This is a genomic window from Hyphomicrobium sp., assembly GCF_003987855.1.
In the GTDB taxonomy this organism is placed as follows: Bacteria; Pseudomonadota; Alphaproteobacteria; order Rhizobiales; family Hyphomicrobiaceae; genus Hyphomicrobium_B.
In genome coordinates this window covers 1-21,008 of record NZ_RXIZ01000023.1, presented here as the reverse complement: position 1 = coordinate 21,008, position 21,008 = coordinate 1, and the positions used below count along the sequence as shown (strand labels likewise).

Genomic DNA, 21,008 nt, shown 5'->3' with positions numbered 1-21,008 from the left:
CCGGTCAAGCGCCGTCACTCACCCGTAAAAAATAACGGCTACTCCCGCCGCAAGGACCACAACGGCCATCAGCATGATGGCGCTCGAACGAAAAAATTCGGACACGGGCGCTCTCCTTTGCCTCGTCCACAACCAGCGTTGAGGACCAGCATAGGCTCAAGGTTTGAATAGGCCCTGAAGTCGAAGTTCACGCCCTGTTCATGGGGCCGGCGAGAGATCGCCATTACGCATCGTGCGCTTTGCGGACTTCGAAAACTTCCATGATCCGGCATCCACGATGCGGACCATCGACCACGAACGTCCATTTGCCTTCTGTGAAGGTGTCGCACATCTTGACGCCTTTCACGAGGATCCAGTGGCCTTCCTTGCCCTTGTGGATCGCGAGAATGTAATAGGCCCAGGCGCTCCTTGGCTTCTGCATCCACGTCCATACCGTCGGCCGCTCCTTACGCGCCCGGTGCATGTGACTTTCCTTCAGCTCCATTCGGTAGCCGAAGTAGGCGAGGGCGGCTTCGACTTCATCCGAGTATGTTCCGCGGACGACCGGCTTGCGATGCGGCGGCAACTCGCGACCCGCGCGGATGACATCCTCGATCTTGGAAATCCCAAAGCCGGTGATCGCCGACAGGACATAGGGTCCGCAGAACGCGACGCGTCCGGTATCATTTTTCGCCGCGTCGAGACTCGACGACGGCCAACCCGTTGAAAAGCGGTCGGTCATGACGAAATTGCCCTATAGACGAGAGAGCAAGATGCTCGACCTATAGAGTTAAGCAAAAGTTAACGCGGCGGAGCACGATCTCATCCATGGCTGAACGCGTGAATGTCTCCTTCTTCCAGGAATTGATGGCGGCCGTTGCCGAGCAGGGGCGGGCGCTCCTGCCGAAGGCGCTGTTCCGGGATGGCGAAAGCGAGTCTCTTGAGGTCTTGGCGCAGGCCTTGATGTCCGGAAGAGGCGAAGCCTCCGGTGTCGCGATCGCGCGGCAGTTGTTGAACCAGTTCAAAAAGGCGACCGGTGAGGAGCGGCTCGCCTTCTATCGCTTCCTGGGTGAAGATCTGCAGCCCGATGCGGCAAGCGTCGCAGAAGCGGCACGCGCTTACCTCGATCATCCATCGGAGAAGACGCTCACCAAGCTCCAGAAGGCATCCTACAGCCCGCGCCTCGAATTCTTTCGGCGGCTGAATCTGGCTCCCGGCGCAACCGCGGAGATCGTGTCACTGCGTGCCGATCTTGTGCGCCACATCAAATCGGACGAAGCGCTCGCGGGAGTGGATCGCGATCTGGAGCGCCTGCTGACGTCCTGGTTCAACCGGGGGTTTCTCGTGCTGCGCCGCATCGACTGGCAAACGCCGGCGGCGATTTTGGAGAAGATCATTCAATACGAGGCAGTGCACGAAATTCGCGGCTGGGATGATCTTCGCCGTCGCCTGGACCCGAAAGATCGCCGCTGCTTTGCTTTCTTTCATCCCGCGCTTGTCGATGAGCCGTTGATCTTCGTCGAGGTCGCTCTGACGCGCGAGATGCCCGACGCCATTTCGACCGTGCTCGACGGTCGCCGGCTTGAAGATGACGCGCCGCCGACGACAGCTGTTTTCTATTCGATCTCGAACTGTCAGGAAGGTCTCAAGGGCGTCTCGTTCGGAAACTTTCTGCTGAAACAGGTCGTCGAGGATCTCGCTCGCGATGTCTCGACGCTCAGGACGTTTGTGACGCTCTCTCCTGCGCCGAGTTTCGCGCGCTGGGTGGACCGCGCCTTGGCGAGCGGCAGTGATGTCCCGATCAGCGCCGAGGATCGTGCCGCACTGGCCAAGTTGCGCGACCCGCGTTGGGTGGAAGATGCCGTGAACGATGCGCCGGGCACCGAGGAACTGAAATCCGCGCTGATGGGGCTCGCCGCGTTCTATTATCTGTCGGCCCGCTCGAGTGATGATCGTCCCGTTGATCAGGTCGCGCGTTTCCATCTTGGCAACGGCGCACGGCTCGAACGTCTGAACTGGCTGGCCGACACATCCGAGAAGGGGCTTCGGGAGGCTCACGGCCTCATGGTCAATTATCGCTACGACCTCGGCGAGATCGAGCGCAATCATGAGGCCTACGCGGACGAGGGAACTGTTGCAGCCTCTCGTGCGGTGCGTTCTTTCTTGCGGCCACTGCCCAAAGGCAAGGGACTTGGTGCAGTGCCAGATCTCCTCGCGTTACCAAGCGTCACAAAGACGAAACGTGCGCGCAGCGAAGAATCTCAGTCATAGGATCAAGGCGCTCCCCGGCGGCTCCAAAGACGCCCTTGTAAAGGCTATTTGCCCGTGCAGTATGGGCGCGAAAGCGTTGCGGCGGCGCTCTCTCCCGTCACCGCGTCCGCTTATTTTTTCTTGATGAAGGGTGGCGATGCGCTACGATCCGAACGACCGGGAAAGCTCCAACATCGAGGACCGCCGTGGCCAGGACGGTGGAGGGGGAATGCAGTTCCCCGGCGGCGGCCTACAGATCCCGATCGGCCGTGGTGGCTTCAGCATCACGACGCTGCTGATCATCGGCGCGGTGATGCTTTTCTTCGGCATCAACCCGCTTGATGTCCTGCTCGGCCCGAACAATCAGATCCAGATGCCGCAACTTCCTCAAAGCGAGCGGCCGGAACGCGCGCCCTCCAACATTCCGGGATTGCCGGGTTCCAACCAGCAAACGGCGCAGAATGACGATGCCGAGAAGGCATTCATCGGCAAGGTGCTGGCGGACACGGAGGATGTGTGGACCTCGGTCTTCAAGAGCTTCGGCCGCAACTATCCAGATCCGAAAATGGTGATCTACAACGGCTGGACGCGCACGGCATGCGGCCAAGGTCAAACCCAGATGGGGCCGTTCTATTGTCCGCTCGATCAGAAGGTCTACATCGACCTTGCGTTTTATGACGAGCTGAAGCGTCGCTTCAATGTCAGCGGGGACTTTGCTCAGGCCTACGTCGTCGCGCACGAGGTCGGTCATCACGTGCAAAAGCAACTCGGCATCCTCGACAAGGTGCAGGAGCTTAAAGAGCGCGCCGGCGACGAAGCGACAGCAAACCAGATCCAGGTACGGACCGAGCTGCAGGCCGATTGCCTCGCAGGTGTGTGGGCGAACCTCAACGATCAGATGAAGAAGCGCCTGCAGCCGGGCGATGTTGAGCAAGCGCTGAACGCCGCGTCGCAGATCGGCGACGACATGATCCAGAAGCGGATGACCGGCCGGGTCGTACCCGACGCGTTCACCCACGGGACGGCTGCCCAGCGCGTCCGCTGGTTCAAGGCCGGCCTCGATTCAGGCCGCATGGATGCGTGCGATACATTCAACACCTCAAGTCCCTGAGCCTTATCAGCGACCTAGAAATCAAAACGGGGCGGGAACCTGGTTCCCGCCCCGTATGTGTTCGAAATTGCGTCGCTATCAAAGTTCTTCGCCGCGATAATCACTGACCTTGCAGCTGATGTTTTGGGCTGCGAGTGCCTTGCACAGCTTTTTCGCTTCCGCTTTCGACTTCACGGGCCCGGCAATCAGACCGAAGTTCGGAGCCGCGGCGGTGCCGATGTCGGCGTAACGTGCCTTCAAGCGCCCGAGCTCTTCGGGATGGATCTGAGACAAAGCCCCCCAAGTCACCCGCAACCCATCGACGGAGGGATCCTGCGCGATCTGGATGCCGACCGGTTTGGCGGTGGGTTTCACGACCGCCGGACCGAATGCGATCGGAGCGCCGCTTCCGCTGTTGACGCTGCCGGTTTCGATCGGAGCCCCAACGCGGGGAGAGTTGATGATCTTGGGTGCAGGAGCCGGGGCCGCATCGTCGGTCCCGCTTGCGGCGGCAAGACCCGCGAAACCTGCGGACGGCTGTTGTGGTGCCGCATCTGCCGTTGCCGGAGATGGAGCGGCGGCGGGCGCCTGGGCCGTGCTAATCTTCTCGTCCAGGGCCGATACTTGACTGCTCAGGCTCTGCGTCTGGTTTGCCTGGGCGGCGACGTCCGACTTGACCCGATCCATGTCGGTCTCGAGCTTGCGCAATGATAATTGCATGCTCTCGATCTCGCCGGAAAATTTCGCGACGGTCGTCTCGGCTTGATGGGCGCGGCCGCCCGAGAAATCCGGCAGGATCTGCGGCGCGAAAAATGCGATACCCAGGTATCCCAATCCCGCGGCGCCGAGCACCGCCCATGCGATCGAGTTCGACTGCGGGTTCGCTTTCCTGCGTACGGGCTTTTCGATGGCAGGCTTGGTCATGGTCTGTGTGATCCTACTGACGTGCGGGGCACCCCAAGGCTGGCGCGTCCCGAATCATTTTCACTGTGTAAATGAGGTTGGGTCTGTCGCGCCTTCGCCGCAATGACATGCAGCGCGCTGCTCGCGCGAACCTGTGGAAGAATGCCGAGATGCTGCAAACGCTGCTATCTGCCGGGAAATTCTCAGCAAAGTCAGATGGTGGGCATATGTCGCCGAAATCTTCTTCGGGCCCGAAAGCCCAGCGGGAATGCGCCACTTGCGATCCCCAGAGCGCAAGGGCTATGGCAAAGCTGCTTCGGGCGGGACGACGGGATCGCCCGCCGGCTCTGTCGCAAAACCTGCAAGGTCATCCATGAGTCCTCGGCCCTGTCTGTTCGTCGTGCTCGCCGCTGGCAAGGGCACACGCATGAAGTCGGCGTTGCCGAAGGTGCTCCACAAGATCGCCGGGCAATCGCTGCTTGCCCACGTGCTTCAGACCGCATCCCAGATGGGGGGAGACGTCGCAGTTGTCGTGGCGCCTGGCAGCGACGCCGTGAAGGCCGAGACCTCGCGGATAGTCCCCCGAGCCCAGATCTTCGAGCAGCCGGCGCAGCGCGGAACAGCCGATGCGGTTCTGGCCGCAAGGCCGGCGCTGGCCGCACGTTCCGAATGTGACGTGATTGTACTCTTCGCTGATACGCCCCTGATCCGTACCGAAGTGCTCGGCGCGCTGCGCGCAGCACTGGACGCCGGTGCCGGGATCGCGGTGCTCGGTTTCCGCGCGCAGAATCCGACGGGCTACGGCCGCCTGCTTGTCGACGATCACGGAGAGCTGACAGCGATCCGCGAAGAGAAGGATGCGAGCGAGGCCGAACGGAAGATTGACCTCTGCAACTCGGGAGTGATGGCGTTCCGCGTGCCGAACGTCTCCGAATTGCTGTCACGCATCGGCAGCGACAACGCGAAGGGCGAATTTTATCTCACCGATGCCATCGCAGTGGGACGCGACCACGGCATCCGGGCGACGGTCGTCGCCTGCGACGCCGACGACGTGCTCGGCATCAATACCCAAGAGCAATTGGCGGAAGCAGAGGCCGTCTGGCAGCGGCGCGCGCGTTCCGAGCTGATGCGCAACGGCGTAACGATGATCGCGCCGGAAACCGTGTGGTTGAGTTTCGATACTCAAATCGCTGCTGAGGTGACGGTCGAACCGAATGTTTTTTTTGGGAGCGGCGTCTTAGTCGAGAGCGGGGCTCGAATTTTGGCGTTCAGCCATATCGAAGGAGCGTCGATCGGCAGAGGTGTTCGCGTCGGACCATTCGCACGGTTGCGTCCCGGCGCGCGGCTCGCTGCCGATGTCCACATCGGCAACTTCGTCGAGGTGAAGAACGTCACAATCGGAGAAGGCGCGAAGGCCAACCATCTTTCTTATCTGGGCGATGGCAGCGTCGGCGCAGGCGCGAACATCGGCGCGGGAACGATTTTCTGCAATTACGATGGGTTCAATAAGGCGCGGACTGAGGTCGGTGATGGAGCCTTCATCGGTTCGAATTCGTCACTGGTCGCCCCTGTCAAAATCGGCAACGGCGCCTATGTCGGCTCGGGAAGCGTCATCACCAAGGACGTTGCGCCCGGCGCATTGGCTCTGGGGCGCAACGCGCAAGAAGAACGACCCGGTTGGGCTGAAAAATTCAGGATCATGATGACGCGGCGCAAAGCAGCCGAGAAGAAATAGTGTTAACCAACTTCCCGAAATCGAAGTCGGGCAGCTCGCGTTGCTTTTGAAATATTCTGTGATTTGAGAAGATCCTTAACCGGCTTCATCGTCGGATTGGGGGAAGAAATTTGGGGGACCGGTCCAATGTGTGGGATCGTCGGAATACTCGGAAAATCCTCGGTTTCGACCAATCTGGTCGATGCCCTGCGCCGGCTTGAGTATCGCGGATATGATTCGGCCGGCATTGCCACGATCGAAGGCCCGGGCATCGAACGCCGCCGGGCCGAAGGCAAGTTGCGCAATCTCGAGAAGCGGCTGATCGCGGAGCCGCTGGGCGGACGAACCGGCATCGGCCACACGCGCTGGGCGACCCACGGACGTCCGACGGAGCGAAACGCCCATCCGCATATGACGGCGAAGGTCTCTGTCGTCCACAACGGCATCATCGAGAACTTCCGCGAGCTGCGCGCCGACCTTGAGGCGAAGGGGCACAAGTTCGAAACCGACACGGACACCGAGGCGGTCGTTCATCTCATCACGGAAGAGCTGGATCAGGGCGCCAAGCCGGTAGCCGCCGTCCGCAGCGCGCTGCAGCAGCTGCGCGGAGCGTTTGCGCTTGGGATCATTTTTGCTGGCGAAGATGATCTGATGATCGCGGCCCGGAAGGGATCGCCTTTGGCTATCGGCCACGGCTCGGGCGAGATGTATCTCGGCTCCGACGCCATTGCGCTTGCACCTTTCACGGATGCCATCACCTATCTGGAGGAGGGCGACTGGGCGGTTCTGCGGCGCTCGGGCGCCGAGATCTTCAATATCGACGGTGTCCCGGTCGAGCGGCCACTCGTCAAAGCCGTTGCGAGCGCTCTTTTGATCGACAAGGGCAACTATCGCCACTTCATGGCGAAAGAGATCCACGAGCAGCCCGAGGTCATCTCGCACACGCTGGCGAATTACCTCGATATGACGCAAGCCCGCGTCCGCTTTCCGGATCTGGGGATCGATCTTTCGAAGTTGACGCGGGTCACGATCTCCGCCTGCGGCACCGCGTATTATGCCGGTCTGGTCGCCAAATACTGGATCGAGCGGTACGCTCGCGTGCCGGTCGAAATCGATGTGGCATCCGAAATGCGCTATCGCGAGGCGCCGCTGCCCGAGAATGGGCTGGCGGTTTTCGTCTCGCAGTCCGGTGAAACGGCCGACACGCTCGCGACGCTCCGCTACGCCAAAGCCAACGGCCAGCGGATCGCCTCCGTCGTCAACGTGCGAACCTCAACCATCGCGCGGGAATCGCATACCGCGCTCCCGACGCTCGCCGGACCTGAGATCGGCGTCGCATCGACGAAAGCCTTCACCTGCCAGCTGTCCGTTCTGGCCTGCCTTGCCATAGCCATTGGCCGCGCCCGGGGGACAATCTCGGCCGAGCAGGAGACGGCGCTGGTCAACGCATTGATGGAAGTACCGCGCCACGTGGCCTCCATCCTGCGAAGCGACGAGGCCTTCGTTGCGGTCGCCCATGAACTCTCCAAGGCCGACGACGTGCTCTACCTCGGACGCGGATCGAGCTTTCCGATCGCGCTCGAAGGAGCCCTCAAGCTCAAGGAGATCTCCTACATCCACGCCGAAGGCTACGCCGCTGGCGAGCTGAAACATGGCCCGATCGCCCTGATCGACGAGAACGTGCCGGTCGTGGTCGTGGCCCCAGAGGACGAGCTTTTCGAGAAGACGGTGTCGAACCTGCAGGAAGTGGCGGCTCGCGGCGGTCAGGTCATCCTGATTTCCGATGCATCCCCGGAAAAAACGGGCTGCAAGCTGGCTGCCCACATACAAATGCCGAAGGTCGACTCGTTCGTGGCGCCGATGCTTTATGCTGTTCCGACTCAGTTGATCGCATACCAAACGGCTGTCCTGATGGGCACCGATGTCGATCAGCCGAGAAATCTGGCTAAGTCTGTCACGGTGGAGTAACAAAAAAGCGGTGGCTAGAGGGGTGGGGCCCTTAATTTGCCTCCTTCGGTAGTCCAAATACCGCGAGAGGGAGAGTTGCCACCCAAAAAGGGCGTGACCAGGGGGAAGGTAACGTACATGACGCTATTCCATGTGCACGCGCGCCGTCCGGCGCTCGCTGCCACTGTGGCGTGCGTATTCGTAAGTGCAGCATGTCCAGCATTCGCGGCGGCTCACAAATCGAAGCCGGCAGCTCAACCGGCCGGGCCCGGAGCCCAGCAGCCTGCGCCCGGCAACGCCGAAGAGCAGCAGAAAGCCCAGCTCGCCGAAGTCGCGCGCAAATCCTATGATGCCGGGCTGAAAGAATTTGCCGCCGGTCGCACGCAATCCGCGATCGAGCAGCTGACGACAGCGGTGAAATCAGGCGTCCTGAAGCCGTCTGAAATGGCCAAGGCGCTCCTCACCCGCGGCCTGGCCTATAAGAAAGAAAACAAGCCGGGTCAGGCGATTTCGGATCTCACGAGCGCTATCTGGCTGAAAAACGGACTGAGCCCCGCCGAACAGAAATCGGCGATTGCCGAGCGCTCGCAGGCCTATCAGATGGCCGGCCTTCAGGACACGGGCAGCACGCCGGACCAGCGCGTGATCGGAACTCCGGCGACACCCTCATCGACCGCGCCTGCCGCCGCAAGCAATGTCGTGGCCAATCCCGCGCCCGGTCCAAACGCAGGCTCGGCCGGGTTGTCGGCAGCCGCAATCGCTGAAGCTGCCGGCGGGCAGAAATCAGCAGCAGGAACGTCCGCTACCGTCACCAGCACGGCAGTGAGCGGTGAATCCACCCTCCAGTCGGTGGCGTCGAGCAGCGTAGCCACGGCCGAGCAGAAGCCGGCATCTGGACTTTCTGGCTTCTTCGGTTGGGGTCAGTCGTCCGAGGCTCAGCAGCCAGCGCCGGCAGCAGCGCCCGCACCGGCAAGCTCTGGATCTTCTTTTACTCAGACCGTTTCAAATATCCCCGGCAACGTTTCGGGCTTCTTCTCGAACATGTTCAGCAGCGGCTCGTCCGCGCCTTCGGCCGCGCCAGCGCCGGCGACGGCAGTGACGACAGCATCCACCAGTGCGCCAGTTGTCGCCGCGCCTGAGACGTCGAGCTGGAGCAGCGAGACGAAGGTCGCGACGCACGGGACGCAACAGGTCGTCAAAGCAGAGAAAGCCTCATACGCGCCGGAGCCCAAGGTGAAGGCGGCGTCCCTCAAGGGCAAATTCAAGATTCATATCGCTGCCCTGAGATCGAAAGCCGAGGCTGAAGCGTTGGCCCAGAAGCTCGTCGCAGAGCACGGCGCCGAACTCGGCAACCACGTCCCTGTCGTCGATGAGGCGGTCATCGGCAGCATGGGAACGTTTTATCGGGTCCGCATCGCTGGTTACGCGTCCCAGGATGAGCCCCGCGGTCTCTGCGATAAGTTCAGAAGCAGTGGCCTTGATTGTCTTGTCGTGACAAACTGAGTCGTGCCCGCCTCCCCGGGCTTGATGCTCGAGTAGGAGAGTATGGTTCCTCCCCCGGACGATCCCGAAACCGTTGCCCGGCAGATGCCGGGCGCCGTGCAATCTGATGCGCAGCTGACGGCGGGCCTCAAGCGGCTAGCAAGCGGGGGACGAGGCGGCTGGCGGCTGGGATCCCGTATCCGCAACGCCTTCCTGACCGGTCTTGTCATCGTTGGCCCGGTGACGATCACGCTTTGGCTGATGTGGGGCGTGATCCACTGGATCGATGCCTGGATCAAGCCGCTGCTTCCGACGTCTTTCAATCCGGACACGTATTTGCCGTTCCCGGTACCGGGCTTGGGTCTCGTCATCGCCGTCATCGGACTGACGGTGATCGGCGCGCTCGCCGCCAACCTGTTGGGACGGGCCCTCGTCTCATCCGGCGAATTGATGATGTCGCGGACGCCGATCGTCCGGAATGTCTACGGCGCCTTGAAGCAGATCTTCGAAAGCGTCATCTCGACGACGGGTACGAACCAGAGCTTCCAGAAAGTGGGAATGATCGAGTTTCCCTCCAAGGAGATCTGGAGCTTGGTTTTCGTCACGGGCGAGACCACCGGCGAGATCAAGGACGTGAAGCCTGGAGGCGAAGGCGATCTGCTGACCGTCTTCATGCCGACAGGCATCGTGCCTCCTACCGGCTTTATCTGCTTCGTACCGCGGGCGAACGTGGTGTTCCTGACGATGACGGTTGAGGAGGCCGCGAAGATCATCCTCTCTGGCGGCATCGTCATGCCGAATACGGAGCAGGAGAAGCTGAAGCGCCTCGCGGAGGCGGCAGCGAAGAAGAAGCCGCTTTTCGGGCGCGCCAGCGACAAGCCAGCGGCCTGATCAACGCTTCGGCCGCATCTCGACATCAGGGACAAAGGGTCTTGACCGGCATGACAGAACCCAAGCTTCTGCCCCACGCGTACGTGCTCGCCGTCCACGATCTCAAAGCATCGACGGCCTATTTCGTCGATGTCCTCGGCTTCGCGAAAGACTGGAACGACGGTGATAATTGGCAAGCAGTCGTGCGTGGCGGCGTGCGCGTGACGCTCGGAAGCTGTCCTGATGCGCTCGCACCCGCGGCTCTCGGCGACCACAATTATTTCGGCTTCTTCGCGACCGACGATGTGGATGCCTTGCACGAGGAGTTCTCGGCCCGGTCCGCGATCATTAGCTCAGGCCCGGCCGATAAGCCTTGGGGTTGGCGGGAGATGGCCGTCGCGACGCCGGAAGGGCACCGGATGATGTTCGCCCAGAAAATCTAAGCCGCGCGGAAAAGGCGAACGGCTTCGTCGCATTCGAAGAGATAGAGCAGCGTGCGCAGAGCCTGCCCGCGCGGTGAGACGAGGTTCGGATCTTTCTCCAGCATCAGCACGGCATCGTCGCGCGCGGCTTCGAGAAGATTTTCGTAGCCCGGCACCTCGGCAATCCGGAAACCCGGCGCGCCGCTCTGGCGAGCGCCAAGGATCTCGCCGCCGCCGCGCAGCTCCAAATCCTTCTCTGCGATTTTGAAACCGTCTTCGGTTTCTTCCATCATCTTGAGGCGCTGTTCGGCTGTTTCGCCCAGCGGCGCTTTATAGAGCAGCATGCAGAAGGATTCCCGCGCGCCGCGCCCGACGCGGCCACGCAACTGATGCAGCTGCGCAAGTCCGAACCGTTCGGCGTGCTCGATCACCATGATGTTCGCGTTCGGCACGTTGACGCCGACTTCGATGACCGTGGTGGCGACGAGGATCTTGAGCCGGTTGGCCGCGAAGGCGGCCATCGTCTCGTCCTTCTCCTTGGCTGCCATGCCACCGTGAAGCAGGCCGACGACATCACCGAAGAGCTGCCGGAGATAGGCAAACCGTTCCTCGGCGGCCGCGAGATCACTTGCTTCGGAGGTTTCGATAAGAGGACAAACCCAATAGACCTGCGCGCCTTCGGCAAGCTGGGCTCGGATGCGGTCGATCAGCCGTTCAAGCAACTCGATGGGCGCGGCTTTGGTCACGACGGGCTTACGACCGGCCGGCTTCTCCGTCAGCTTGGACACGTCGAGATCGCCGTAATGGGTCATCAGAAGCGTGCGCGGAATGGGCGTCGCGGTCATGACCAGCACATTCGTGTCGCCGTTCGCGCCTTTCGCCTGCAGCGCCATGCGCTGGTGGACGCCGAAGCGGTGCTGTTCGTCGATCACGGCAATCGCGAGATCCTTGAATGCCACGTCTGGCTGGAACAGCGCGTGGGTTCCGACGAGGATGTCGATCTCGCCCGACGCCAACCGCGACAGCACGGCATCGCGCGCCTTGCCTTTTTCGCGGCCCGTCAGGAGAGCGAGCCGAAGTCCGGCGGCCTCCGCGAGCGGGGCGATCGTATCAATGTGCTGTCGGGCAAGCACTTCGGTCGGCGCCATCATTGCCGCCTGCGCGCCAGCTTCGACCGCGATCGCCATCGTCATCAGCGCGACGACGGTCTTGCCGGATCCGACGTCGCCTTGCAGCAGGCGCAGCATCCGATGCGAGGCCGCAAGGTCGGCCGAGATTTCTTCGAGCGCGGTCGTCTGGGAGCCCGTGAGTGAAAAGGGGAGTGCAGATGCGATCTTCGCTCGGATCTCGCCGCTGCCTGAGAGCTTGCGTCCGCGCTCGGTCTTGAGGTTCTTGCGCACCAACGCGAAGGCGAGTTGCCCCGCCAGAAGCTCGTCGAAGGCGAGGCGCTGCCACGGCGCAGCGCCCATGGACACATCTTGGGCCTCGTGCGGCTGATGCACCCGGCCTACCGCATCTTTGAAGTTGGGCCAGGCACGGGCTTTCAGCCACTGCGCCTCCTGCCATTCGGGAACGTCAGGCACGCGCTCCACCGCTTGGCGAGCCGCCTTCAAAGTGATCTTTCCTGAGAGACCTGCCGTCAGCGGATAGACCGGCTCGAGCAGCGGCATCTCGTTCTTCGCTTCCGGCGAGACGATATAGTCCGGATGCGCCATTTGCAGATTGTCGCCGTAGCGCTCGATCCGGCCCGAAACGAAGCGGATCTCGCCGACCGGCAGTTGGCGCTCGATGAACTTGTGTTCGGCGTGAAAGAACACCAGATCGATGCGGCCGGTATCGTCCTCGCACGTGACCTTGTAAGGAGCCTTCGTGTTCCCGCGCGGCGACGGCTTGTGCTTCAGAACCCGAAGCTCCAGCGTCACGATCGTCCCCGGGATCGCTTCGGTAAGCCGAGGTTGGCTTCGCCGGTCGATGACGCCGGTCGGCATGTGCCAGAGCACGTCGATCACGCGGGGCTCGGAAATGCCCGGCGGAAGCGTCAGGCACTTCTTCAGCAGCAGGATGAGGCGGGGCCCGATGCCTGCCAACGTTTGCGCCGATGCGAAGAGCGGGTTCAGAAGGGCGGGTCGCATCGTCGGATTTTGGCTCGCGGTTGCTCTATTTCGCGGCCGCTACCGAAGGTCGCGGCAATAAGCATCGCCGGGCGCGCTAGGCGCGGCGAGCGGCGGGCGCTATACGAGCCCTTCGCGAATGGGGCACCGTGACGGCCGGCCGGCACACAGTCAAGCTGCCAGCGCGGCTTATACCATGCCATGCAACCCGAGCTTAAAATGACCGACGATCTGGAAACGCGGAAGCGGCGTGCGGCCTACCGTGCTCATCACCGCGGCACCAAGGAGATGGATGTGCTGGTCGGGCGTTATGCAGACGATCGGCTGCCGGGCTATTCTGACGCTGAGATCGCGCGCTTCGAGCGGTTTCTGACCATTCCCGATCCTTCGCTCCAGCAGTGGATCTTTTCGGGCGAGGGATTTAGCGGCATCGAGTTCGAAGATCTTGTGAACGATATTCGGGCCTTTCATGGGCTTGGGCCCGCGACCAGCTAAGACGAGTTGATGACGACAGACGTTCAAAATTCACGCGCAATTCTTTCTGGCGTTCCGGAAGGCTTCGACGGCCGGATCGTCGCCGACATCACGAAGGCGGCGCGCAGCGGCGATCAGCCAGGCATCCATCTGCATGTAGTGCGCGACGACAGGCGGCTTGATGAGCTGCAGGCGGCCGTCACGTTTTTCGCGCCCGATGTCGCCGTCGTGCCGTTCCCGTCCTGGGATACGGTTCCCTACGACCGCACCAGCCCCAATTCCGAGATCGTGTCGAAGCGCATCACTGCGCTGGGGAAGCTCGCGGTCGGCGGACGCAAGAAGCCGACCCTCGTTATCACCACCGTCAACGCCATCCTTCAGCGAGTGCCGCCTCGAAGCTTCATCCGCGGGGCGGTGAAGACGATCGCACCCGGTCAGCGCCTCGATCCGGCAGACCTCATCAAGCGGCTCGAGTCCTACGGTTACGACCGTTCGAGCACAGTGATGGAACCCGGCGAATATGCGCAGCGGGGCGGCATCGTCGATCTTTATCCGCCCGGCCGCAGTGCACCGATCCGGCTCGATTTCTTCGGCGACCAGCTCGAAACGATCAAGGCTTTCGACGCCGAAACTCAGCGCTCGCTGAAGCCCGTTCCGAAGTTCTCGCTGATGCCCGTCAGCGAAGTGGCATTCGGCGACGCGGCGACGGCGCTTTTTCGGACGCGTTACGTCGCGCTCTTCGGCGGCAACACGGGCGATGATCCCCTTTATGAAGCAGTGAGCAGCGGGCGGCGCTACGTCGGCCAGGAGCATTGGCTGCCGCTGTTCCATCCCACTCTCGAGACCCTTTTCGATTATCTGCCGGGCGTCGGCATCAGCTTCGATCACCTGGCGGATGAAGCCATCCAGAGACGCTTCGAGCAGATCCGCGAGCATTACGAAGCGCGCGTCGACTCTCTTGAAGGCCAGCGCTTCGGTGCGCCCCCCTATAAACCGGTTCCACCGGATCAGATGTTCCTGGATGGCAAGAGCTGGAAAGCTGCACTTGAAGCTCGTACCGTTTCCCGCCTGACGCCGTTCGACGACCCTAGCCCGACGAACGTCTATCAGATGCACGGCAAGCGCGGCCGCACGTTCGCCGCCGAGCGCGCCAACCCCGATGCGAATGTCTTCGATGCCGCCGTCGCTCATATCCGGCGCATCCAAGGCGACAACCGACGCGTCATCCTCGCCTGCTGGACGCCGGGTGCGCGCGAACGGTTGATCACGCTGCTGCAAGACCATGGTCTCAAGGATGCCGTGAAGGTCGAGAGCTTCGCCGACGTGCAGGCGATGCGTCCCAATGAAACGGCCTTCGCCGTGTTCGGCATCGAGGAAGGTTTCGAGACGCCGGACTTCGCCGTCGTGGCGGAGCAGGACATTCTCGGCGACCGCCTTGTCCGTCAGCGGCGGCGAGCGAAGAAGGCTGCCGACGTTCTCACCGAAGCGACGAGCCTGTCGGTCGGCGACCTCGTCGTTCACAGCGATCACGGCATCGGACGGTTCGCAGGACTGCAGACGATCACGGCGCTGGGCGCGCCGCACGACTGCTTGGAGCTGCACTACGCCGGCGGCGACAAGCTCTTTCTGCCGGTTGAAAACATCGAGCTTCTGTCGCGTTACGGCTCGGACGAGGGCGATGCGCAACTCGATCGCCTGGGCGGCGCGGGCTGGCAGTCGCGTAAGGCCAAGCTCAAAAAGCGCCTGCGCGAGATCGCCAACGAGCTGATCAAGATCGCTGCGCTTCGGGCGATGCGGGAAGCGCCGGTTCTCGTTGCGCCCACGGGCGCCTACGACGAGTTCGTCGCCAAGTTTCCCTACGAGGAAACCGAAGATCAAGCCGCGAGCATCGAAGCCGTTCTTGGGGATCTCGCGTCGGGCAAGCCGATGGATCGCCTCGTCTGCGGCGACGTCGGTTTCGGCAAAACGGAAGTTGCCCTTCGTGCCGCCTTCGTTGCGGCGATGAGCGGTCTTCAGGTGGCCGTGGTGGTGCCGACGACGCTCCTCGCGCGGCAGCATTTCCGCACGTTCAGCCAGCGCTTCCAGGGCTTGCCGGTGAAGATCGCGCAGGCCTCGCGCATGGTCGGCGCCAAGGAGCTCGCGGAGGTGAAGGCCGGCCTGAAATCCGGCGACATTGATATCGTCGTCGGGACGCACGCGCTTCTCGGCAAAGCCATCGAGTTCGCGCGCCTTGGTCTTCTGATTATCGACGAAGAGCAGCACTTCGGCGTCAACCACAAGGAACGCCTGAAGAAGATGCGCGAGGACGTGCATGTTCTGACGCTGTCGGCGACGCCGATCCCGCGCACGCTGCAGCTCGCCCTGACGGGCGTTCGCGAACTCTCCCTGATTACGACACCGCCCGTCGATCGCCTCGCGGTGCGCACGTTCATTTCGCCGTTCGATCCGGTGATCCTGAAAGAGGCGCTGCGGCGCGAGCGCTTCCGTGGCGGACAAACCTATTACGTCGCGCCGCGCATCTCCGATCTCGACGACATGGCCGAGTTCCTGCGTGAAGCGGTTCCCGATCTCGTCTTCGCGCGTGCGACCGGACAGATGTCGCCGACGGAACTCGAAGACGTGATGACCGCATTCTACGAGGGCAAGTACGACATCCTGCTTTCGACAGCCATCGTCGAAAGCGGACTAGACGTTCCGAACGCCAATACCTTGATCGTGCATCGCGCCGATATGTTCGGCTTGGCGCAGCTCTATCAGCTTCGTGGTCGCGTCGGCCGATCAAAGACGCGCGCCTATGCCTACATCACGACGCCGCCGGACAAGAAGTTGACCGAAGGCGCGGAGAAGCGGCTCAAGGTGTTGCAGTCGCTCGACACGCTCGGCGCCGGCTTCTCGCTCGCCTCGCATGACCTCGACATTCGCGGCGCCGGCAATCTGCTCGGCGAAGAGCAGTCCGGGCATATCCGCGAGGTCGGTTTCGAGCTCTATCAATCGATGCTCGAAGAGGCAGTTGCCGCGATGAAGGGCGGCGATCTCGAAGCCGACGACAAGTGGAGCCCCGAGATCCAGCTCGGCACCTCGATCATGATTCCGGAAACATACGTCGCGGACCTACAACTTCGCCTCGGACTTTACCGGCGGCTTTCGAGCTTCGAGAAGCGCGCCGACATCGATGCCTTCGCCGCGGAGCTTGTCGACCGCTTCGGCCCGCTGCCGGAAGAAGTCGGTCATCTGCTCGATGTCATGGAGATCAAGGGACTCTGCCGCGCGGCCGGAATAGCCAAGGTCGACGCCGGGCCGAAGGGTGCCGTCATCACCCTGCACAAGGGTAAGTTCGCCAATCCAGATGGCCTCGTTGCGTTCGTGCAGAATTCACGCGGCTTGCTGAAGGTGCAGCCTGATCAGCGCTTGGTCTATCGCTCCGATTGGGATCTGCCGGAGCTGCGGTTGAAGGGCGTGCGCGCGCTCGTGCAGCAGTTCGCAGACCTCGCCACCAAAACGAAGAAGGCCGCCTAGGTTTCCCTCTCCCTTGGGGAGAGGGCTGTTGCCTTCTCACCGAGAAGAGAAGGTATTCAGCGCCTTTCGCTGTATCTTGCCGTTGGCCGTCCGCGGCAGCTTGTCGACGAACACGATCTGCTTCGGGACTTTGTAAGCAGCAAGCCGCTCCGCTGCGAACGCTCTGATTTGCTCAGCATCGAGCGTCGTTCCATTGCCGACGACAAACGCGCTGATGATCGAGACGTCGCTTCGCACGCAAACTTCCGTGCACGCGATTTCGGCGACGCCCGGGCAGGCGGCGAGCGCAGCCTCGATCTCGAGCGGCGACACGCGATACCCGCCTGCGTTCATCAGTTCGTTGGCACGGCCGAGATGCGCGACATAGCCATCGTCATCCATCGAACCCAGATCGCCGCCGACAAACCAGTCGCCGCGCAACACTTCAGCTTCTTCGGCAGGCCTATTCCAATAGCCGAGCATCAGGCCCGGATCGGAACGGTGCACGGCGATCAAGCCCTCGGCTCCGGAAGGTAGTGGTTCGTCGCTGCCTTCCGTGGGCAGGATGGCGACGCGCCGTCCCGCCTGCGGTTTGCCGACTGTGCCCGGGCGATAAGGCACGCTCGGACCCGTTGAAATGTACGTCGAGATTTCGCTCATGCCGAGCGCTTCATAGAGTGGAAGCCCCGTCCGTTCCGTCCATTCTTCGATCAGTCCTGGTGGCGGCGTTTCGCCGGCCATCAAGCCGTGGCGTAAGCGCCCCAGCGCACCCCGGTCGACGGACGCATATTTGAGGATCTGCCGATAGACGCCGGGCACGGCAGCAAACAGCGTGGCGCCTGTGGCGGCGATCAGGCCCGGCCATCGCTCCGGCGCTTTTTCACCCGTGCACACGATCGCCGTCGCGCCGTTCGCCCACGGATCGGTGAGACCGACGCCGAGCGTGAACGTCCAGTTGAACGCGCCCGCGTGCAGCATCCGATCGTCCGGCGTGATGCCGTACCAGCCCTGATACATCGGCGTGCGTCCAAGCGCGGAGCGATGGGCATGGAGCACGCCTTTAGGCTTTGACGTCGTGCCTGATGTGTAGATCAGAAAGGCGGGGTCGTCGGCGGCTGTCGCAGCATACGTCGCGCGATCCCGGCCGCGTATGAACCCACCGATATCGTCCGCAGTCAGAACGAGGACGTTGGCGGCGACGCTATCGGCCGCCGGAGTCGAGGTCGCAATCGCGCGCGCTCCGCTGTCCTCGAGAAGCGATCCAAGTTCCGTGGCTGTCAGTTGATCGGAAAGCGGCAGCGCGATGAAGCCTCCAGCCATCGCCGCGAAAAACAAGAGTGCCGATTGGCTCGAATTGCCAAGACGGATGGCGATCCGATCGCCCCGCTGCAGCCCTCGCGCAGACAGTCCCGCTGCAATGCTGAGGATGGCCTCTTCGATCTCCGCGAAGGTCCAGCTTTCGAGTGCACTCTCGGAATTAGAGATGTCGTAGACGAGCAGCGCTGTTTTACCCGGCGTCGCGCGCGCGGCGCGGCCAATGGCGTAATCAGCCATATTGAAGAGTTTGGCGCCAGCGGCCGTCATCGGGGCTCCGTCCACCACGTATCGACGGCGTAACCGAAGAGCGGTGTCTTCTCGGGATGCTTGAGCCGCGCCCAATAAGGAACCCACTGACGCGGCGTGTAGAACAGCGGCACCACGTAGTCGCCAGACAGAAGCACGCGATCGAGCGCGCGCACCGAGGATACGAAATCCTGCTCGCTCTCGGCCGCCAGCATCGCGCCGATCATGGCATCCGCGGCCGGATTCTTCACACCCGCATAGTTGAACGAACCTTTGGCATCCGCTGTTTTTGCGGACCAGCGGAACAGTTGCTCGTTGCCCGGCGAGAGCGACGACTGCCAGGTGTTCTGGATCATGTCGTAGTCATAGTCGATCAGCCGCGCCTGATACTGCGCGCTGTCGACCACACGAACGCGGGCCTGGATGCCGAGCGGCGCCAGGCTGCGGGCATAACTCAGCAGAAGTGCTTCCTGCGCATTGCTGTTCGCGAGAATTTCGAACGCTAGCGGCTCGCCGGTCTTGCCGTTGACCATGCGCCCGCTCTTCAGGACCATCCCCGCTTCTTTGAGAAGCGCGAACGCCTTCTTCTGATTGGGTCGATCCTGACCGCTGCCGTCGCTTTGAGGAAAGCGGTAGGTTCCTTCGAGGATTTCGGGCCTGACGGCGCCGGGGAATGGTTCCAGCAGCTTGCGCTCATAGGCGTCGGCGGGGTGCCCGGTGGACGCCAGATACGATCGCTCGAAATAGCTCTCCGTTCGGCTATAGAGCCCGTTGTAGAGCGTCCGATTGCACCACTCGAAATCGAAAAGCATGATCAGCGCGCGGCGAACCAAGGGATCCGCGAAAACAGAACGCCGGGTGTTAAATACCAGTGCGGTCATGCCGGCCGGTAAGCCGATGTCGAACTCGGCCTTGATGATGCGACCGTCACGGACGGAAGGGATGTTATACCCTGTGGCCCAGCGGCCCGGGTCTTCTTCCAGCCGCAGATCGATGTTTCCTGCCTTGAAGGCTTCGAACATCGATGAGGCGTCGCGATAGTAGTCGAAGCGGATCTCATCGAAATTGAATCGGCCGCGGTTCACGGGAAGATCCTTGCCCCAATAGTTTGGATCGCGGCGGTAGATGATCGATCGCCCCGCATCGATCTTGTCGACCGTGTAGGGGCCTGACCCCAACAGTGGGGTCATCGATGCGGACGCGAACTTCTCAGCCGTCGTGGCGTGCGCGGCGAAGACGGGCATCAGGCCGAGGATCAGCGGCAACTCTCGGTCGGTTGCGTCCTCGAAAGAAAAGCGCACGCTGCGGTCGCCGACCTTTTCCGCCTTCGTCACCTTCGCGAAGTAGGTCCGGTGGTTGGGGCGCCCCTTCGCCTTCAGGAGTTCGAACGAGGTTATGACGTCCTCGGCCGTCACCGGCGTGCCGTCGGAGAAACGGGCCGCCGGGTTCAGGGCGAAGGTCACGGATTTCCGGTCATCGGCGACATCGATCGTTTCCGCGAGCAACCCATAAAGCGTGAAGGGCTCGTCAAGGCTGCGCGCCATCAAGGCTTCCACGACGAATTCGCGAATGCCGGAAGCCGGCGTGCCGCCAACGATCAGCGGATTGACGTTCTCATAGGATCCGAGCACCCCGAGCGTCAGCTTACCGGCTTTTGGCGCGGATGGATTGGTGTAGGCGAAGGCCTTGAAGTCGTCGGCATAGAGTGGCTTGCCGTGAAGGGCGATGGATCGTGCAGGCGCTGCGTCCACCCCGCCGCTTGCCACTAACATGAGCAGCGCGCAGAGCGAATATTTCCCGAGTGCCATCGCCGCAACCTGAAATTTGACCGATTGGCTTGGTATCACAAGATAATCCCGGCACTAAGGCGGCTTCCGTAGCGCGCTAGATAGTTCTTCTATCGATCGCCGGGACTGGCTGTCCACCTTGTCGCAGTTGCAGGTCGGCCACGTTGTGGAGGGGTGCGACGAAGCCCCCAATTGGCGCTCGCGGCGGCCACGGGATTGCCGTATTCGGAGCCTTACTCGGCGCCTGGAACGGCAGAGGATTTATGCCGTGTCTGCGCGAGCTTGGTGTGGAGCATCTGGCGCGGCAAAGGATGAGGGGACGAGCCGGCTCGGCCGGTTCCAAACAAATGAGGATTTTTACGTTGATGGCAAACGCAGTAATCCGCGCGGGCGGCAGGGCGCTCGTATCGGCCGTTACGTTGGCGGCGGTTTGCGCCGTCGTTCCCGCGGCTCAAGCCGCAGATGCCAAGAAGCCGGCGGCGGCGCCTGCTGCCGGAGCTGCTCCGGCAGCAAAGACTGCGGCGGCGGCCAAACCCCAGAGCGCCTGGGTCAAGCTTTGCGAGAAGGCACCGGTCGCAACCAAGGGTCCGGACGGCAAGGAAGTGAAGAGCGAGAAGTCGCTCTGCCTGACGCATCATGAGCGTCTCGATGGCAACACCGGCATGGTGCTGGTCTCGGCGGCCATCCGCACCGTCGAAGGCTCGGATAAGAAATCTCTGATGGTCATGGTGCCGCTCGGCATGGCGATCCCGCCTGGCATCCGCGCCGCCGTCTACACGAAGGATCAGTGGGCAGCCGCTTCCAAGGGCGACAAGATCGACGAGAAGGCGCTGAAGCCCATCGAGCTGCGTTATGCGCTCTGCCACCCGGCGGGCTGCACGGCCGAGACGGACGCAACGCCTGAGATCCTCGATCAGATGT

The 21,008-nt window shown here is 62.2% G+C and carries 15 protein-coding genes; 10 read left to right on the top strand and 5 right to left on the bottom strand.

From position 1 onward, the window contains the following. Positions 1-223: 223 nt before the first annotated feature. Positions 224-721: a hypothetical protein gene (locus tag EKK30_RS18085; protein ID WP_290987155.1), complete on the bottom strand. Its 498-nt coding sequence runs from the start codon at positions 719-721 to the stop codon at positions 224-226. A gap of 86 nt (positions 722-807) precedes the next feature. Between EKK30_RS18085 and EKK30_RS18080 the strand changes: the two genes are divergently transcribed. After that, positions 808-2,250 (top strand): malonyl-CoA decarboxylase, encoded by a 1,443-nt coding sequence (locus tag EKK30_RS18080; protein ID WP_290987154.1) that lies wholly within the window; start codon positions 808-810, stop codon positions 2,248-2,250. A 136-nt stretch (positions 2,251-2,386) separates the two neighbouring features. Then, the gene (locus EKK30_RS18075; RefSeq protein ID WP_290987153.1) at positions 2,387-3,340 is read left to right on the top strand and encodes a neutral zinc metallopeptidase; all 954 of its coding nucleotides are present in this window, start codon (positions 2,387-2,389) and stop codon (positions 3,338-3,340) included. 78 nt (positions 3,341-3,418) lie between these two features. Here the strand turns inward: EKK30_RS18075 and EKK30_RS18070 are convergent, their stop codons facing one another. After that, positions 3,419-4,243 carry an SPOR domain-containing protein gene (locus tag EKK30_RS18070; protein ID WP_290987152.1) on the bottom strand — a complete coding sequence of 275 codons (825 nt, stop codon included), beginning with the start codon at positions 4,241-4,243 and terminating at the stop codon, positions 3,419-3,421. 352 nt (positions 4,244-4,595) lie between these two features. On the opposite strand from EKK30_RS18070, the gene glmU reads away from it, so the two are divergent. From glmU to EKK30_RS18045, 5 genes are all read left to right on the top strand, one after another. After that, positions 4,596-5,957, top strand: a complete 1,362-nt coding sequence (glmU, locus tag EKK30_RS18065) for a bifunctional UDP-N-acetylglucosamine diphosphorylase/glucosamine-1-phosphate N-acetyltransferase GlmU (RefSeq protein ID WP_290987151.1) — start codon at positions 4,596-4,598, stop codon at positions 5,955-5,957. 126 nt (positions 5,958-6,083) lie between these two features. Then, positions 6,084-7,904: a glutamine--fructose-6-phosphate transaminase (isomerizing) gene (gene glmS / locus EKK30_RS18060; protein WP_290987150.1), complete on the top strand. Its 1,821-nt coding sequence runs from the start codon at positions 6,084-6,086 to the stop codon at positions 7,902-7,904. Positions 7,905-8,021: 117 nt separating this feature from the next. Beyond that, complete coding sequence (locus EKK30_RS18055; protein WP_290987149.1) at positions 8,022-9,386, top strand: SPOR domain-containing protein; 1,365 nt, start codon at positions 8,022-8,024, stop codon at positions 9,384-9,386. Between the two features lie 42 nt (positions 9,387-9,428). Then, entirely contained in the window at positions 9,429-10,256 is an 828-nt protein-coding gene (locus tag EKK30_RS18050) for a DUF502 domain-containing protein (protein ID WP_290987148.1), read from the top strand. Positions 10,257-10,306: 50 nt separating this feature from the next. After that, positions 10,307-10,678, top strand: coding sequence for a VOC family protein (locus tag EKK30_RS18045; RefSeq protein ID WP_290987146.1), 372 nt, complete (start codon positions 10,307-10,309; stop codon positions 10,676-10,678). Here EKK30_RS18045 and recG read toward each other — a convergent pair. Further along, entirely contained in the window at positions 10,675-12,789 is a 2,115-nt protein-coding gene (gene recG / locus EKK30_RS18040; RefSeq protein ID WP_290987144.1) for an ATP-dependent DNA helicase RecG, read from the bottom strand. The two genes, EKK30_RS18045 and recG, sit on opposite strands and share 4 nt — an antisense overlap. Before the next feature lie 198 nt (positions 12,790-12,987). On the opposite strand from recG, the gene EKK30_RS18035 reads away from it, so the two are divergent. Further along, positions 12,988-13,263, top strand: coding sequence for a succinate dehydrogenase assembly factor 2 (locus EKK30_RS18035; protein ID WP_290987142.1), 276 nt, complete (start codon positions 12,988-12,990; stop codon positions 13,261-13,263). A 9-nt stretch (positions 13,264-13,272) separates the two neighbouring features. Continuing rightward, positions 13,273-16,758, top strand: coding sequence for a transcription-repair coupling factor (gene mfd, locus EKK30_RS18030; protein ID WP_290987141.1), 3,486 nt, complete (start codon positions 13,273-13,275; stop codon positions 16,756-16,758). Positions 16,759-16,794: 36 nt separating this feature from the next. On the opposite strand, the gene EKK30_RS18025 is transcribed toward mfd, so the two are convergent. Together EKK30_RS18025 and EKK30_RS18020 are read right to left on the bottom strand one after the other, a co-directional pair. After that, the gene (locus EKK30_RS18025; protein ID WP_290987139.1) at positions 16,795-18,321 is read right to left on the bottom strand and encodes a class I adenylate-forming enzyme family protein; all 1,527 of its coding nucleotides are present in this window, start codon (positions 18,319-18,321) and stop codon (positions 16,795-16,797) included. Next, the gene (locus EKK30_RS18020) at positions 18,318-20,108 is read right to left on the bottom strand and encodes an extracellular solute-binding protein (RefSeq protein ID WP_290987138.1); all 1,791 of its coding nucleotides are present in this window, start codon (positions 20,106-20,108) and stop codon (positions 18,318-18,320) included. The genes EKK30_RS18025 and EKK30_RS18020 overlap by 4 nt, the downstream gene beginning before the upstream one ends. Positions 20,109-20,452: 344 nt before the next feature. Between EKK30_RS18020 and EKK30_RS18015 the strand changes: the two genes are divergently transcribed. Further along, the coding region (locus EKK30_RS18015; RefSeq protein WP_290987137.1) for an invasion associated locus B family protein at positions 20,453-21,008 on the top strand (556 nt) is incomplete at its 3' end.